The sequence below is a fragment of the Salinisphaera dokdonensis CL-ES53 genome, from assembly GCF_040361215.1.
In the GTDB taxonomy this organism is placed as follows: Bacteria; Pseudomonadota; Gammaproteobacteria; order Nevskiales; family Salinisphaeraceae; genus Salinisphaera; species Salinisphaera dokdonensis.
Window position 1 is genome coordinate 497,804 of record NZ_APND01000001.1, and the last position, 15,432, is coordinate 513,235.

17 protein-coding genes are annotated in these 15,432 nt (G+C 62.2%); 9 read left to right on the forward strand and 8 right to left on the reverse strand.

What is annotated here, in order from left to right; genetic code table 11:
* The first annotated feature begins 3 nt into the window (after positions 1 to 3).
* Positions 4 to 621 carry a DUF6655 family protein gene (locus tag SADO_RS02260; RefSeq protein ID WP_353108856.1) on the forward strand — a complete coding sequence of 206 codons (618 nt, stop codon included), beginning with the start codon at positions 4 to 6 and terminating at the stop codon, positions 619 to 621.
* 102 nt (positions 622 to 723) lie between these two features.
* Here SADO_RS02260 and SADO_RS02265 read toward each other — a convergent pair whose 3' ends face one another.
* The gene (locus SADO_RS02265; RefSeq protein WP_353108858.1) at positions 724 to 903 is read right to left on the reverse strand and encodes a CsbD family protein; all 180 of its coding nucleotides are present in this window, start codon (positions 901 to 903) and stop codon (positions 724 to 726) included.
* 380 nt (positions 904 to 1,283) lie between these two features.
* Positions 1,284 to 1,655, reverse strand: coding sequence for a VOC family protein (locus SADO_RS02270; RefSeq protein WP_353108860.1), 372 nt, complete (start codon positions 1,653 to 1,655; stop codon positions 1,284 to 1,286).
* A 218-nt stretch (positions 1,656 to 1,873) separates the two neighbouring features.
* Between SADO_RS02270 and SADO_RS02275 the strand changes: the two genes are divergently transcribed.
* Both SADO_RS02275 and SADO_RS02280 read left to right on the forward strand, forming a co-directional pair.
* Entirely contained in the window at positions 1,874 to 2,845 is a 972-nt protein-coding gene (locus SADO_RS02275; RefSeq protein WP_353108862.1) for an ABC transporter ATP-binding protein, read from the forward strand.
* The gene (locus tag SADO_RS02280) at positions 2,842 to 3,603 is read left to right on the forward strand and encodes an ABC transporter permease (protein ID WP_353108864.1); all 762 of its coding nucleotides are present in this window, start codon (positions 2,842 to 2,844) and stop codon (positions 3,601 to 3,603) included. The genes SADO_RS02275 and SADO_RS02280 overlap by 4 nt, the downstream gene beginning before the upstream one ends.
* On the opposite strand, the gene SADO_RS02285 is transcribed toward SADO_RS02280, so the two are convergent.
* A complete protein-coding gene (locus SADO_RS02285) occupies positions 3,598 to 4,029 on the reverse strand; it encodes a 3D domain-containing protein (protein ID WP_353108866.1) in 432 nt (143 codons plus the stop codon). The genes SADO_RS02280 and SADO_RS02285 overlap by 6 nt on opposite strands.
* A gap of 344 nt (positions 4,030 to 4,373) precedes the next feature.
* Here SADO_RS02285 and SADO_RS02290 point away from each other — a divergent pair, with 344 nt between their 5' ends.
* Positions 4,374 to 4,982, forward strand: coding sequence for a DUF6655 family protein (locus SADO_RS02290; protein WP_353108868.1), 609 nt, complete (start codon positions 4,374 to 4,376; stop codon positions 4,980 to 4,982).
* 24 nt (positions 4,983 to 5,006) lie between these two features.
* Here SADO_RS02290 and SADO_RS02295 read toward each other — a convergent pair whose 3' ends face one another.
* Positions 5,007 to 5,405 (reverse strand): hypothetical protein, encoded by a 399-nt coding sequence (locus SADO_RS02295; protein ID WP_353108870.1) that lies wholly within the window; start codon positions 5,403 to 5,405, stop codon positions 5,007 to 5,009.
* A 191-nt stretch (positions 5,406 to 5,596) separates the two neighbouring features.
* On the opposite strand from SADO_RS02295, the gene SADO_RS02300 reads away from it, so the two are divergent.
* Positions 5,597 to 7,039 (forward strand): sensor domain-containing diguanylate cyclase, encoded by a 1,443-nt coding sequence (locus SADO_RS02300; protein ID WP_353108872.1) that lies wholly within the window; start codon positions 5,597 to 5,599, stop codon positions 7,037 to 7,039.
* A 56-nt stretch (positions 7,040 to 7,095) separates the two neighbouring features.
* On the opposite strand, the gene SADO_RS02305 is transcribed toward SADO_RS02300, so the two are convergent.
* On the reverse strand, positions 7,096 to 7,848 hold the full coding sequence (locus SADO_RS02305) for an MBL fold metallo-hydrolase (RefSeq protein WP_353108873.1): 753 nt from the start codon (positions 7,846 to 7,848) through the stop codon (positions 7,096 to 7,098).
* A 174-nt stretch (positions 7,849 to 8,022) separates the two neighbouring features.
* Between SADO_RS02305 and SADO_RS02310 the strand changes: the two genes are divergently transcribed.
* Positions 8,023 to 8,577, forward strand: a complete 555-nt coding sequence (locus SADO_RS02310) for a DUF2058 domain-containing protein (protein ID WP_353108875.1) — start codon at positions 8,023 to 8,025, stop codon at positions 8,575 to 8,577.
* 27 nt (positions 8,578 to 8,604) lie between these two features.
* Here the strand turns inward: SADO_RS02310 and SADO_RS02315 are convergent, their stop codons facing one another.
* Positions 8,605 to 9,450 carry an alpha/beta hydrolase family protein gene (locus SADO_RS02315; protein ID WP_353108877.1) on the reverse strand — a complete coding sequence of 282 codons (846 nt, stop codon included), beginning with the start codon at positions 9,448 to 9,450 and terminating at the stop codon, positions 8,605 to 8,607.
* A 130-nt stretch (positions 9,451 to 9,580) separates the two neighbouring features.
* Positions 9,581 to 11,386: a CocE/NonD family hydrolase gene (locus SADO_RS02320; protein ID WP_353108878.1), complete on the reverse strand. Its 1,806-nt coding sequence runs from the start codon at positions 11,384 to 11,386 to the stop codon at positions 9,581 to 9,583.
* A gap of 222 nt (positions 11,387 to 11,608) precedes the next feature.
* Between SADO_RS02320 and SADO_RS02325 the strand changes: the two genes are divergently transcribed.
* From SADO_RS02325 to SADO_RS02335, 3 genes are all read left to right on the forward strand, one after another.
* The gene (locus SADO_RS02325) at positions 11,609 to 12,124 is read left to right on the forward strand and encodes a sigma-70 family RNA polymerase sigma factor (protein ID WP_353110064.1); all 516 of its coding nucleotides are present in this window, start codon (positions 11,609 to 11,611) and stop codon (positions 12,122 to 12,124) included.
* The gene (locus tag SADO_RS02330) at positions 12,121 to 12,792 is read left to right on the forward strand and encodes a DUF3379 family protein (RefSeq protein ID WP_353108879.1); all 672 of its coding nucleotides are present in this window, start codon (positions 12,121 to 12,123) and stop codon (positions 12,790 to 12,792) included. The genes SADO_RS02325 and SADO_RS02330 overlap by 4 nt, the downstream gene beginning before the upstream one ends.
* 260 nt (positions 12,793 to 13,052) lie before the next feature.
* The gene (locus tag SADO_RS02335; RefSeq protein WP_353108880.1) at positions 13,053 to 13,406 is read left to right on the forward strand and encodes a hypothetical protein; all 354 of its coding nucleotides are present in this window, start codon (positions 13,053 to 13,055) and stop codon (positions 13,404 to 13,406) included.
* A 77-nt stretch (positions 13,407 to 13,483) separates the two neighbouring features.
* On the opposite strand, the gene SADO_RS02340 is transcribed toward SADO_RS02335, so the two are convergent.
* Entirely contained in the window at positions 13,484 to 15,166 is a 1,683-nt protein-coding gene (locus SADO_RS02340) for a sigma-54 interaction domain-containing protein (RefSeq protein WP_353108881.1), read from the reverse strand.
* Positions 15,167 to 15,432: the final 266 nt, after the last annotated feature.

Consider the following 15,432-nt stretch of genomic DNA (forward strand, 5'->3'; position numbering starts at 1 on the left):
CCCATGCGCTGGCCCACGCTGATCACGACCCTGCTCTTGGCCGCCGCCCTCGCCGGCTGTGCCTCCACGCGCGAGACTCAGCCGCCACGCACGGCGAACGAGGAGCTGCTGCTCTCCAAGGCCGTGGACGAAGCCACGGACCAGATCGACCCGACCGTCGCCAGCGACAGCAACGTGTTCGTCGACGAAGCCGACTTCAAGACCGAATCGGATCGCCATTACGCGATTAGTGCCATCAACGACCGGTTGCTCGAACGCGGCTACCATTTGGTGCCGTCGCGTAGCGAGGCGGATACGATCGTGGCCATTCGTTCCGGTGCGCTGTCGATCAACAAGGCAAGCCAGCTGTGGTTCGGTATCCCCAGCGTCACCGTGCCGGTTCCGCTGGCCGGGCCGCTGGAGACCCCGGGTCTGGATCTGTTCCGCACCATCGATCGCACCGGCGTGGCCAAGCTGGGCCTGAGCTTCTACGACGCGCAGACGGGCGAGTTGCAGGATACGATCGGCCCGGTCTACGGGTTCTCGCATCTCAATCGCCGCAAGATTCTGATGGTGAGCTGGACCGAGAGCACACTGTTGCCGGCCGAGGCGGCAGAACAGGCCGAGTCCACCGAGCCGTAGTACCACCGCTATCCTCCACGGCCCGCAGCAATCGTCGGGCAAAAAAAAGCGCGCCGGGACGAACCCGACGCGCTTGTTTGTCGTGCGTTCAACGCAAGCCGATTACAGCTTGTCGCGCACCTTGTCCTTGGCTTCGCCGTACTTGTCCTGGACTTCGCCCTTCTTGCGCTGGGCCTTGCCCTCGGCTTCCTTCTCTTCGTCACCGGTGACCTTGCCGATACCTTCCTTAACTGCGCCCTTGACGCGCTCGGCGGTGCCTTTCTTGCGATGCTCATCAACCATGGATTTACTCCGTGTGATGTCGACGTGGGTCCTGCAACGTTCGACGGGATGGTTCTCGGATACACCAACCGGTTCGTCCAGGCAGGACGGCTTGGCGCATACGGCGGCAGAGAGCCGCTATCAGTCAGACCCTTGGCGGGACTGATCGTTCAGTATGCGCCCGCCCGCACTACAGGCCTATCCGCAGAAATACTGTTCGAGTAAGCGGCGTTCAAGGGTCGGGAAAGCCCGTCATCCCGGAGTAAAAGACGACCGTCCGATCGCGCGGCACACCCGGTTCGAACGTGTCCGTCCCGCAGGCCGTGTCGATTGGACGTCTACGCCAGGCCGCGCCGACAAGTCGCCGCCCTGCCATCGCGCAGAACGGCGACCGACGCAGATCAACCGAAATGGAAGAAGGCGATCTTGTTGCCGTCCGGGTCGCGGATGTAGGCGCCGTAGAACTGGTCGGGAATGCGCTGGCCGGGCTCGCCGTCGCAGGTCGCGCCGAGATCGATAGCCTTTTTATAGAAGCTGTCTACCGCTTCCTTCGATCCCGGATGCAGCGCCAACATGTTGCCGTTGCCCGGGTGATTCGGTTGCTCGTCGTAGGGAATGCAGACGGCAAGCATCGGCTTGCTCATCTTCTCGCCGATGAAACAGATACGACCCATATCCAGCAGCACGCGGGCATTGAGATCCGCGAGCAGGGATTCGTAAAAGCTTTTTGCGCGGGTCATGTCGCTCACGCCAATCGTCACATAGCCGATCATCGGCCTCTCCTCTTGTTGTCGAGCGCTGAGCGTACACGAGCGCGACGCGCGGCAAACGCCTACCGCCGTGGCTCGAGACAGCAGGCGTCGCACGCCGGTCTGCATCCCACGTTTCGCTTTGTCTCGTACCGCCGTAACCTAACGCCCTTTCGGCCCCTTCGGCCGGGCGCGCTCTGCCTTGAAGGCGGGCCTGCGAACTCAGTGACAAGGATGACGCGGTGCAGCCGATTATCTCGATCCGGGGACTCAACAAGCGCTATGAGTCCGGCTTTCATGCCCTGAAGAATGTGGACCTGGATATCGCCGACGGCGACATCTTTGCCCTGCTCGGCCCCAACGGCGCGGGCAAGACCACACTGATCAGCGTAATCTGCGGGATCGTCAATCCCAGCGACGGCGAAGTACGCGTCGACGGCCACGACATCATCAGCGACTATCGCGGCGCCCGCGAACGGATCGGCCTGGTACCCCAGGAGCTGACCACCGATGCGTTCGAGACCGTCTGGGCGACGGTAAGCTTTTCGCGGGGGCTATTCGGCAAGCCCAAGAACCCGGCGCATATCGAAAAAGTGCTCAAGGACCTGTCGCTCTGGGACAAGCGCAACGACATGCTCATGACGCTCTCGGGTGGCATGAAACGGCGCGTGATGATCGCCAAGGCGCTCTCGCACGAGCCGAAGATCCTGTTCCTGGATGAACCCACGGCCGGCGTGGATGTGGAACTGCGCCGCAGCATGTGGGAGGTCGTTCGATCGCTGCGCGAACACGGCGTAACGATCATCCTCACCACCCATTATCTCGAGGAAGCCGAACAGATGGCCGACCGCATCGGCGTCATCAACGCCGGCGAGATCATCCTGGTCGAAGACAAGAACGAGCTGATGTCCAAGCTCGGCGAGAAACGCCTCACCCTGCAGCTGGAGGACACGATCGAGCGCGTGCCCGACACACTGGCGCGCCACGAACTCGACCTGGTCGATAACGGCAACGCGCTGCTCTATACCTACAACGCGAACGACAAGCGCACCGGTATCAATTCGCTGTTCCGCGACCTGGACAGCGCGGGCATCCGACTGCGCGACGTGGATACGAAACAGAGTTCGCTGGAAGAGATTTTTGTGGATCTGGTGAAGACACCGACACCCGAATCGACGTCTGGCGCGCAGGCCACAGCCAAGGACAACGCATGAATTTCCACGCCATCGCGGCCATCTACAAGTTCGAAATGGCCCGTACCTGGCGCACGCTGTTCCAGAGCGTGGTATCGCCGGTGATCTCCACCTCGCTGTATTTCGTGGTCTTCGGTTCTGCTATCGGTTCGCGCATCGACGAGGTCCAGGGCGTGAGCTACGGCGCATTCATCGTGCCCGGCCTGATCATGCTGTCGCTGATGACCCAGAGCATTTCCAACGCGTCGTTCGCGATCTATTTCCCCAAGTTCATCGGCACCGTCTACGAGCTGCTCTCGGCGCCGATCTCCTATGTCGAGATCGTGATCAGCTATGTGGGCGCCGCCGCGACCAAGTCCGCCGTGCTGGGCCTGATCATTCTGGGCACGTCGTTCTTCTTCGTGGATATCAGCATCGCTCATCCGTTCATGATGCTGCTGTTCCTGGCCCTGACCGCGATCACCTTCAGCCTGTTCGGCTTCATCATCGGCATCTGGGCGGATAATTTCGAGAAGCTGCAGATCGTGCCGCTGTTGATCGTCACGCCGCTGACCTTTCTGGGCGGCACGTTCTATTCGATCGATATGCTCCCGGACATCTGGCAGAAAATCACCCTGCTCAACCCGGTGGTCTATCTGGTGTCGGGTTTTCGCTGGAGCTTCTACGGCGTGGCCGACGTCAACGTGGGCATCAGCCTGCTGATGATCAGCGTGTTTCTGGCGAGTTGCCTCGTCATCGTGGCGTGGATATTCAAGACGGGCTACCGCCTCAAGTCATGAGGCGTCGGCTACCTGGTACTCGATCTCGATCTTCTGGCGGCCCCACTCCAAGGCCCGTGAGCGCTTCTTGAACAGGATGTCGATCTTGTTGCGCCAGCGCTTGTTCATCTTGTCCTGCACGGTATAGGTGCCCGGCAAGCCTTCCACGCGTACCTTCGTGCCATGGGTCAGACCCATGCGGATAAGATCGCGCGAGACGGCGAGCGCCTTGTCGCCCGGCTCGAGCTGATCGCCGAAGGCCGTCAGCCCTACGTTGCCGCGCTTGGTCTCCTCCTCGGCGAGGGTGAACGAGGTGGCCGTGACCTCCATCGTTTCCCAGGCGACCGCGCTGTCGGCCTCTTCGCTGGCGCAGCCCATCACGCCGAACGCCAGGGCGAGTCCTGCGATCCAGGCGCCACGTGCGGGAACGATCTGCGTATTCGTCATCGAATCCTCCATGCCGGCGAATCACGCGAAACGCCGATGTGTCTGGTATCAACTATTATCATGTTCTCATCTGCATAGCCGCATCTGCTCATCCATTACCTGCGACGCGGATCACGGCGGAGCCACCCTGTCGCGGGGCCTGGCGGCGTCCTTGGCCCGCTGCCCACCGGGCGCTTAAAAACACGAATTCCCGCGTTTTTCGCGCGCTTCCCATACGCGCCAGCGAGCAGGCTTCACGCCAGCCCGAGCGGCCCTATCCGCCCAGCGGCAGTACGACGAAAGCCGGAGGCAACGAGCTGGCGGGTCTGTTAGCGTGATTACCATCCCTCATCACCGACCGATCGATGTATAGATTTCTACCGCTGCTCCTGCCCGTGCTGCTGGTCGCCGCCGGCTGCACCACCATTCGCGAGACCGAGCCCGGCCAGACTGCGCGGCACCAGATGCTACTGACCAATGCCGCCGATGATGTCGGCGCCCAGATCGCGCCGAATCTGCCGGCCGGCACGCGTATCTATGTGGACACCACGAACTTCGGCTCGGAAGGTGAATACCGCAGCCAGTACGTGATCAGTGCGATCAAGGCCGCGCTGCTGCGCCAGGGCTACGGGCTGGCGCGCGAGATCGGCGACGCCGACACCATCCTCGATATCAGCAACGGCGCGCTATCGATCGATCGCACCGAAAAACTGTTCGGCATCCCGAGTGCCGATGTACCGATCCCGCTGGCCGGCACGGCTTCCACGCCGGAAGTCGCACTCTGGAAAAGCAAGAAGCGCACCGGCATCGCCAAAGTCCTGCTCACCTTCTACGACGCCGAGACCGGCACGCTGCAGAGCGGCGGCATGCCGCTGTACGGCTACTCACACTACGACCGCTCGTCGATCCTGTTCTACGGCCGTACGAAAACAGATCTCAAGGACACGCCGCCCAAGGACAGCGACGACGAATAACGCACGGCTGGCCGAAGAGTCGCCTCAGTTCGGCAGCAGCCGCCAGCCGCTGTCGGCCTTGTCCATACGCACCGTCGACGTCTCGATCTCGCGACTGTCGCCGGCGACGACGTCGTAGCGGATCTGGAGTTCGTAGTCGCCATTGTCGAGTTCGCGCGTGTCGAATATCTCGACGTTCTCGACCGTAATTTGTTCCGCCTCGGGTGCGCCGAGTGCTCGCATGAATTCGACGCCCTGCTCGCCACCGAGCGCTCGCATCGTGGACTCGTAGTTCGCCACGCTCTCTCGCAGCTGCTGTTGCAGTAACGGTTGCAGATCGTCCGTGTTCGGCGTGTCGGAACAGCCGGCCAAAATGAGCGTAGAAAGCAGCGCCGCAGTGGCCAGCAGGCGTCGGCCTGGACGGGACAGTGGAAAAGTGATCATCGCAGGATATCGGCCGATCGGTATGTTGAAGACAAGGGTATAGCCAACCCGGCCAGCCGGGGTAATCCGCGCACGCTACCCAAGGCGTGACCAAGCGATTAAGCTCCAGTCAGGGACTTGTGGGGCGATACGGCAACCGGTGCATTCCGGTGGCCTGCGGCCATCCGACCGATTTCGGAAACAACCAATCCATGCTGGCTCAAAAGAAACTCTTTTCGGCGATCGCGCTCGCCGGCGTGCTCGTGCTTGGCTTCATCGCGACCAGCGTGATCAGCTATTTCCTGGCCCAGGACTCCGTCAGTAACCGCATCGCCCGGGAAACCCTGCCGCTGACCAGCGACAACATCTATTCCGAGATCGAACAGGATCTTCTGCGCTCGGTTCTCATTTCCTCACTGATGGCGCACGACACCCTGCTACGTGACTGGACGCTGGCCGGCGAAGCCGACCCGGCCCAGATCGTGCGCTATCTCAAGGAAATCCAGCGCAAACACGAGACCACCACGGCCTTCTACGTCTCCGACCAGACCCGCAATTACTATCATGCCGACGGCGTGCTCAAGCAGGTCGCGGCCGACGATGATCAGGACGCCTGGTATTTTCGCGCCCGAAACATGAACGCGCCCTACGAAATCAATGTCGATACCGACACCGCCGATCCCAGCCGGCTGACCATTTTCGTCAACTATCGCGTCACCGATTATCAGGATCGCTTCATCGGCGTGACCGGCATTGGCCTGTCGGTTAATGCCGTGGCCCGCCTGATCGCGAGCTACCAGAACCGCTACGGGCGCGAAATCTACCTCACCGACCGGGAAGGCCACGTCACCCTGCGCGGCCCAGGCTTCGAAGGGCCCGAAACGCTTCGCGAACGGCACGGCATGCAAGGGATCGCGACCACCATTCTGACCAACCCGAGCGCATCGGTCAGCTATGAAGGCCATAACGGTCGACAGGTCTATGTGAACAGCCGGCTGATCCCGGAGTTCGACTGGTACCTGATCGTCCAGCAGGCTCAATCCTCGGCCGAGGCCCGTGTGCTGGGCGCGCTGCTGATCAATATCGCGGTCGCCCTCGCGATAGCCGCCGTGGTCGGCGTCATCGGCTGGTTCTCGGTACGCAACTACCAGGCGGGGCTCGAGCAGATGGCCGGCACCGATGCGCTCACCGGCTGCACCACCCGCCGCGTTTTCGAGGCCATTTTCAACCAGGCGCTCAAGAATGCGTTACGCAATGATGTGCCGCTGTCGCTGCTGGCCATCGATATCGACCGCTTCAAGCAGATCAACGACCAGCACGGCCACGCGGCCGGCGATCTGGTGCTGCATACGCTTACCGATATCGTCCGATCGCATCTGCGGGACAACGACACGGTCTGCCGCTGGGGCGGCGACGAATTCCTGATCCTGCTGGGCGACTGCACGCTGGCGAACGCCGTGCTGGTGGCCGACACCATTCGCGCGGACGTGGCACGCCACACGATCCGTCCCGGCGAAGACGCGATCGATTGCACCATCAGCGTCGGCGCGGCTGAGTATCAGAAAGGCGAGGAGCTACGCTCGCTCGTCGCGCGTGCAGACCTCGCCATGTACACCGCCAAGCGCGAAGGCCGCGACCAGGTCGCCAACGCCTGATCGGCGCCTACCGCAGCACTATCGGATGTTTGCGCTTCACGCAGCCGCGCGAACGCTTACTGCGCGTACCAGTCGCGTAGTCGCACTTCGGTTGCGACGTCCGCTGCGGCGACCAGATCGCGGAACTTGTCCGTGTCTTGGCCACGATAGTGGTACGGATAAACAACCGCAGGCGCGAAATCCACGACCGCGTCGGCTGCCTGTTCCACGCCCATGGTGTACGGAAGGTTCATGCATACGAAGGCCACATCGATGTTCTCGAGGGCGCGCATCTCGTCGATGCCTTCGGTGTCGCCGGAGATATAAACCCGTTTGTCACCCAGGGTGAGCACATAACCATTGCCCCAACCCTTGGGATGACGTGACTCCGGACCTTGCGGCAGGTTGTACATGGGCAAGGCGTGGATGCCGAGGCCAGCGTCGGTATGCACGGTCTCGCCATTGGCCATCACGGTTTGCGTCTGGCCGTATTCCTCACCGATCTCGTCGGCTACCGATTGCGGCATCACCACGATGGTGCTGCGAGTGTCGAGGCCGGCGAGCGTGTCGCGATCGAGGTGATCGCCGTGCGAATGGGTGAGCAGTATCACGTCGGCGGTCTCCAGGCCGGCATAGGATTGCGCGCCACCGGTGGGGTCCACATAGATCGTCTGACCTTTCCACTCGAGCACGAAACTGGCGTGCTTGATCGGGTACAGCGTTACCGGGCCTTCATCCGTTTCGAGCGCGGTCTCGCCAGCGGGCTTGGCAAGGGAAGGATTGGCCGTGACGAAAAGCAGGCCAAGCAGCAGTGCAGCGGTCATTTTCATGGTTGTTCTTTTCATGGAGGAAGCCTCTGTTGGCGAGCGTAATCCGTCTCGGTTTTCCGCGAATCGATGATCCGCCATTGAATCTACGTCCGCCGGAAGCACGCCGGATTCCGCCCTCGCCCGACGCTTCGATAGAATAGCGCCATCGACCGCAGCCACCGAACGAGACCACCGATGGCGAAATCACTACAGGAGCAGTTGCTCCAGTCCGGCATTGCGAAGCCCAAACAGGCCAAGAAGGCCCGCCGCGAGAAGACACGCCAGGCCCAGGCCGCCCGCCGTGATCCGAAGACAACCGGCGAACAGGACGCATTGGCGCGCGAGATCGCAGCCAAGGATGCCGGCAAGCGCGACTACGACCGGCGGCTCAACGAGCAGCGCAAGGCGCAGCGCGAGGCGCAGGAAAAGCAGCAGAAGGCTGCGCAGATTGTCGAACAGAATCAGATCAAGCCCGAGGGCGACGGCGACAACGCCGTGGCCTACAACTACACCGACAAGGGCAAGATCAAACGACTCATGGTCAGCGATGCCCAGCGGCGCAATCTCGCGGCCGGGCGCATGGCGATCGTGCGCCATCGCGGCAAGGCGGCCCTGGTCACGTCGGCCATCGCCGAGCGCCTGCAGCCGCTTATCCCTAACCGCGTCTGGCTCGCCGCGCCCGAGGACGATACGCCGGATCCGGACGATCCCTACGCCGCATTCCAGGTCCCCGACGATTTGATGTGGTGAACATCGGCGGGCGTACGCGCCCGCCGTTCAGACAAAGGCACCGGACCAGTCGCGAATGACCCGGGTGACGGCGACCGGGCTGCGTGCCCAACGAAAGTGATCGGCGCGTTCACCGAGGGTAGCCGCATCCAGTGTTTTCTCGGTCAGGCGCGCGCTGACGAATTTCTGCGTGACTGCTTCGACGGATGATGCCGGCGCGAATGAATCGTCAGCCAGACGAATAGCAAGCACGCGTGACGAGTAGCCAGCGATCCGGGCGTCCAGATTCTCGTCGAGGCCAGAGGCGCGATAACGATTTTGGCAGGCCAGCACCCGCCAGTCGTCCATCACCGAACGCGCTTCATCGCCACCGAAACCAATACGCCGTCCCGGGTAATAGCCCAGGCACAGATGGCAGACCGGTATCGCGGCAATCAGAAAGTACAGCTTCCGACGCATCGCGCCATGAAACGCCCCGCGCCATGGGCTGCCGGTCGCGACCAGAATGAGACCGTCGACACGCTGCGGATAGAGTCCGGTAGCCATTGCCGCATAGTGGCCGCCCAGGCTGTGGCCCATGAGATAGAGCGGCGCGCCTTCCGAGCGCGCCCAAGACATTACAGCCGGCAAATCATTGCGTAGCACCTCGGCGAACCCCCAGTCGCTTTGGCGCGAAGGCCGCAATTCGCTTTCGCCGTGGCCGCGCTGCTCGACAAGCGATACATTGAAGCCTTCGTGCGCCAGTCGCTCGCAGAGTCCCGTATAGAAACGCCCGGCAAGGCCGAGTGCGGCCATCACGACAATCACCGGCGCGCCATCGCGGCCGGCAAACCAGGTGACGGGCACGGTATAGCCCGACGGCGTTGGCACGCCACGCGTTACCCCCGTGTCCATTCATCCTCTCCTAACGCACGGCACGCCCGGAGATACCGAGGTCGCTAGCGCGTTTTATTGCTGTATTGCGCTACGGCCATGAAAGCCTGCCACTCCTTTCGTTGCAACCCGGCGGCACGCGGACGGCGCGTCAGGGGGCTTCGGGCAACACGCCAAGCAGAGGCAGATTCACAACGCCCGACACGCGCACCGTGGTGTTCTGCAGGTTGCGATTGAACTGGAGCGGATACTGCGGCAATGCGGTACCGGAGACGATGAGCTGTATCTCGTCACCGGCATTCAATCGCTCCGCGATACCGTGCAATTCGATCTCGTGTTCGCCGAGGCCACGTACCGGGCGCACCTGATCGTCGATGATCTCCAGATTACCCGGCTGACCCGCGCGGCCGCGGGCCAGCGCCACGAAAATAATGGCGTCGCCATCGGGGTCGCCAATGACCGGCGGCGGCTCGATCGTGATCGTGGCGGTCGGAATACCGGCGACGACCTCGCCCTGTTCCTCTGCGGTATAGAGCGTGACCGGTACACCCGTGGGCAGCGCGAGCGCCCCCTGGGCGACTGTCATGTCGAATGCCGGCGTGGCCGTGCCGCCGACGGTGACCTCGTCGACGACTACACCGCGTCCCGTGCCATCCGTGACCAGGCAATGCTCGGGCAGATTCTCGACATACGCGATCGCCTGTGGATCGCGCTTGAGCTTGGCATCGAACCAGTTCATCGACAGCGTGAACTCGTCGAGCGATCCACACTGGAACAGGCCGGCATTGCGAATATCGGGCGGCGTGAGCAGGATCGAGCCGCCGCTGGGCAGCACATGCCCGACCGGATAGGTATACAGGCGCACGTCGCCGCCGGCATCTTCCATGCACTGATAGTTCGCCAGCGCTTCGTTCATGTTGAACAACACGTCGAACGAGCCCTGCAGGAACAACGCATCGACCGGCGGCGGCGAATCGGACGCCACCGTGCGTCCGGGCTGATCGATGTTCTCGCAGAAATAACGATTGCTGTGGTAGGTGAATTCCTGCTGTGCCGAATCACCGATCGTGCCGGTCGCCAGACCTTGAGTCAGTGCATTGACGAACTGCTCGTCCAGAAATGAGCCGCCGGTGCCCGACAAGCCGGTCAGCGCCGTCGCGTAGCCTGACTTGGGCACGTTGCCGACGTTGAGGCTGTAGTTGAGGTCGTACCAGGTGATCTGCGGAATGATCGCGTCGAGGCGCTTGCGCGGATCGACGTTATTCAGCAGCAGCTGATAACCGCCACCGTAGGAGCCGCCCCGCGCGCCCAGCACGAGGTTGTCGTCGCGGTAGGCAAGCCAGTCGAGATTGGCTTCGGCCCAGTCGACGATCTGGACCAGATAGCGGCCCTCGATCTCCGGATCGAGCACCCGCACGCTGCCAGTGGACTGGCCGAAACCGCGCTGGTCGATGGATATCTCGCCGTAGCCGGCCTGCAGGTAAGCCTGCGGCGGGCCGACGATGCTGATCCCCGGCTGGTTGGACAGCGGCGTGTCTCGACCCAGCGCCGGAATACGCTGGGCGCCGAAGCCGTGGCCGAACAGCAGTAGAGGGTAAGCTTCCCCGCCGACCAGCGTTTCAGGCTCGTGCACGGTAAACGCGATGGTTTCGCCGTCGAAACCGGTAAGCGTGACGTCGTAACTGATGCCGGCGCGCTGCTCGTCCTCGCCCGGTCCCGGCTCACCCTGGCCGTCCGGTTCCGGCAATAGGGGCGGATCGGAGTCGTCGCCCTCGGATTCGTCGGGCAGCGGCGGCGCCTCTTCGTCGGTATCGTCGGGCTCGCCTGCTTCCAGCGACGGCGTACCCGCGCTACTGCTCCCGTCGTCGAGCACCACGTCTGCCTCATCCTTGCAGCCGACCAGCGCCAGGCTGATCACCAGCAGCGCCGCCCAGGCGATCCATCGAATCCGGTCCATATCCCTCTCCCCTAGTTCGCGATCCGGCGCGGCAACTCTTACAGCCCCCTGCCTTCGTCAGACATTAGAACCGGGGTTTCGGCATTTCGACAAGTTCTCTTTTCCGACGACGCGGGCGAACGTTCACATCCCGAGTGGTTATTTTCGTGATCGCGGTAAGGAATTCCGGCCCTCGCCGGTCTACTCTTCCATGAACGCTCGCATACCCCGGGAACGCCGATGATGGGCGCAAAGCAAAGACGCTTCGATGCGCTGATCGGGGCGTTGACCGACGATCTGTTCCGCTATGCCTGCTGGCTCAGCGGCGATCGCCATACGGCCGAGGATCTGGTCCAGGAAACACTCATCCGCGCCTGGCGATTCATGGATTCGCTCCACGACACGAGTGCGGTAAAGGCCTGGCTGATCACTACGCTGCGGCGCGAACACGCCCGTCTCTACGAGCGCAAGCGCTTCGACTACGCCGACAACGACCTGATGGCCCTTGCCGACCCGAATCCCGACGACCTGGAAGCACACACCGAGCAACAGTGGCTGCGCGAACGTATCCGCGCCCTCCAGCCCGAGTACCGCGAACCGCTGGCCTTGCAGGTCATCCTGGGCTGCAGCGTGCGCGAGATCGCAATCGCGATGGAGCTTTCCGAGAATGTCGTCACCCAACGCCTGTTCAGAGCCCGCAAGAAACTGATGCAACAGATCGACAACAGCGCCGGTACGCGCCTGGAGCGTGTGCGATGAACTGTATGGATTGCCGTCGCCAGTTATTGACCACACCACAGGTGCGCGATGCCGAGATCGCGGCCCACTTGGCTGAATGCCCGGGCTGCGCACGGCTGGCGCGTGAGCAGAGCGGTTTCGAGCATCAGCTGGCCGCGGCCATGCGCGTGCCGGTACCCGAGAACCTGCACGACCGTGTTCGCTTTGCGGCGAGCATGCGGCGGCGCCGGCCGGCCCGCTGGTTCGCGGCAGCGGCTGCGATAGGCGTAGTGGCCGTGAGCCTGACGCTGGGCGGCTGGGAGTACCGCACCAGTACACAGCTGGCGCGTGGAATGCAGACAACGCCCGCTGCAGCTCAGTCGGTCACCGATCCGCGCCTCGCTCGGCTCGAAGGCCGGCTCGAAGCGTTTCTTGAAGCCGAGAACATGGGCACGATCGTATCCGCTCGTGAACGGCCGATGCTCGGCCGGCGCGCAGCGGAATTCGAGATCGTGCACGGCGATGAGCGTGCCAGCGTTTTCATGGTGCCAGACACCTGGCTGGCCACCACCCACGACGTCGAAGCCAACGGCATGCCCGGCATGCTCATTCCATTCGACGGCGGCGTGATCGGCGTGTTCTGCCCGGATCGCGAGATGCTTCGCCGCTTCGCGGCCAACGTGCGGGCCTCCATGAGCCTGCGCGGTTGATCAACGAGGCCGAAGCAAACCCATTGGCCGATCGTCGGTAATGAAAACCGTGTTGTCCCGGTCTACTAACCAAGAGACTCGGAAATCCATTGGCCGGACCCCGTGATGCACTTGGTCCACGGCGCGCTGAGCGGATGACCGATCTCCCCCTGACCCGGCCATCAGCATTCCCTTTAGCAACACGCCCCCAGGCAGTTCTCGACACCTCGGCGACCTCTTGGCTTCGCTGATGTTCAAACAACCCACACCAGGAGACGACCATGAAGAACAAGACCACGCTGATCACCGCCGCTCTGCTCGGCGGCCTCGCATTCTCGGGCGCCGCGCTCGCCGACGATCAGGCCGCGCTCACCGATACCAACGCTTATATCGTCCTGGCGCAGGCGGAAGCCGTCGAGGACTACAATTCGCTATTCGCCGAACAGATGATGAGCAATCACGACGAGCTGATGCCGATGCTGGACAAGGACGGCGACGGCATGTGCTCACGCGACGAATTCATGCAGGCGCATGACCGTATTTTCCGCGCCGTCGACGCCAACAACGACGGCATGCTCAGCGAGGCCGAGATGGCGCGCGTAGAGGAGTCGCTCGGCAAGACCGCAGTCAACTGAGCGTCCGCGGCCTGACCGATGCCCGGCTATATGCCGGGTATCGGTTCTCCACGCTTCGCGCATCGGGCGGATCGTGTTCAGCGCGTCGGCCCCTGGCCGTTGAGTTTTCGAACCACGGTTGACTGGCTGATGTTCAACCGCGCGGCCACCGAACGCGTGGTGCCATATTTCTTTAGCGCACGCTCGATCAGGCGGGATTCAAAACGGGCGACACGCTGACGATAGTCGAGGCCCTCCTCTTCCGATCTATCCGGTGCGGGCAGGATCTGCGATGGCAAATCGTCGGTCTCGATAAGCACGTCTGCAGTGGTCACGACCAGACGCTCGATGATGTTGCGCAGTTCGCGCACGTTACCGGGCCAGTTGTATTCCAGCAGATGACCCAGCGCCGATTCGGATATGCGTTTTTCGAATCCGTAGCGGCTGTTGAACTCGTCAAGATATTGCCGGATCAACGGCAGCACATCCTCGCGACGCGACTTGAGCGGCGGAATCGCGATTCGAACCACGTTGAGCCGATAGTAAAGATCACTGCGAAACAGCCGCTCTTCGACCATGGCTTCGAGATCGACATTAGTGGCGGCGATGATCCGCAGGTCCACTTCTATACTGCGCGTGCCGCCGACCCGCGAGAAACTGCGGTCCTGCAGCACCTGAAGAATCTTGACCTGCAGATCGAGCGGCAACTCGCCAACCTCATCCAGGAACAGCGTGCCACCGCTGGCAGTCTCGACCAGGCCGACCTTGCCCTGACGCAACGCGCCGGTGAATGCGCCACTTTCGTAGCCGAACAGCTCGGACTCGAGCAGCTCTCGCGGAATCGCTCCGCAATTGATCTTGATGAAAGGCCCCGACACGCGATGACTTTCCCGGTGCACGAAGCGCGCAATCACTTCCTTGCCCACCCCGGATTCACCGGTGATCAGAATCGTCGTGTCCACCTTCGCGACTCGTGCGGATAGCGCTGCAATACGCTTCATCTCGGCGCTGTCGAGCACGACGCCACCCAGTTTTAGATTCTCCAGTCGCAACTCGTAGGCTTCGGATTCCATACGCCGCACATGATCCCGAGCACGCGCCAACTCCTCCTGCAGTTCCAACAGCTCGGTCGTGTCGCGTGAGTTGATGATCACCTTGCGCACATGCCCTTCCGCGTCCAGCAGCGGGATACCGGTGACCATGATCGTCTTGCCGGCGTGCGTGTGTTGCACGGCAGTCACGCGCTGGCGCTCGGCGATGATGCGCGCGCCGATGACCGGTTTGATCAACCCCTGCTCCTCGAACTCGGAAACGTGACGGCCGACCATGTTCTCGGCCTTGAGGTCGTAGTTGCGCTCACAGCCTTCGTTGACCATCAGCGTCCGACCGTCGCCATCGACGATGAAAATGCCGTCGAAGGAGTTGCGAAAGATCTCCTGGAAGTCGTTGCATAGCTGATCGAGTTGCGAAAACGACGGCGCGATCCGGTCCAGCAGGGACACGGGCACGAGCACGACCGCTCTTTGCTCATCGTGGATCGACCAGCTATACAGCAAGCATCGACACGGGCCGATCGAAATCGCCTCGGCCGGCGGCGCCGACCCGGCCAGAACATCTGAAAGCAACGGGTGGCTTTCGGCGAGTGCCGCCAGATGTTCCGGCAGGAACTGGACGATGTCGCGTGCCGCGGCGTTGGCATAGAGGCTTCCCCCGGCTTCGGCAGCGAGTACCGCGAAGGGAAGTTGCTCCAGCAGCGTTGCCGCGCTGTATTGATCCTGCATCGAGTACTCCAACGCGGCCGCCGGTGTATACCGGAGCCTTGAGGCGAATACGGACTCGCCAGCGACTAGCGAGGCCGCGCCTCGTTTGAGTCAATACTGCATCAAGCATCGTCATTTCTGCATCAAACACAAACTAGAATATGAGCGATGGAGACTCATCGCTCTGTTTTTTATAGTTTTTATTTAATGGCGCGATCGTTGCTTTGACGGTTCACCAACACAGTGCGATCCAGGCCAGCGCACTGAACAAAACGATAAGAGGGGGA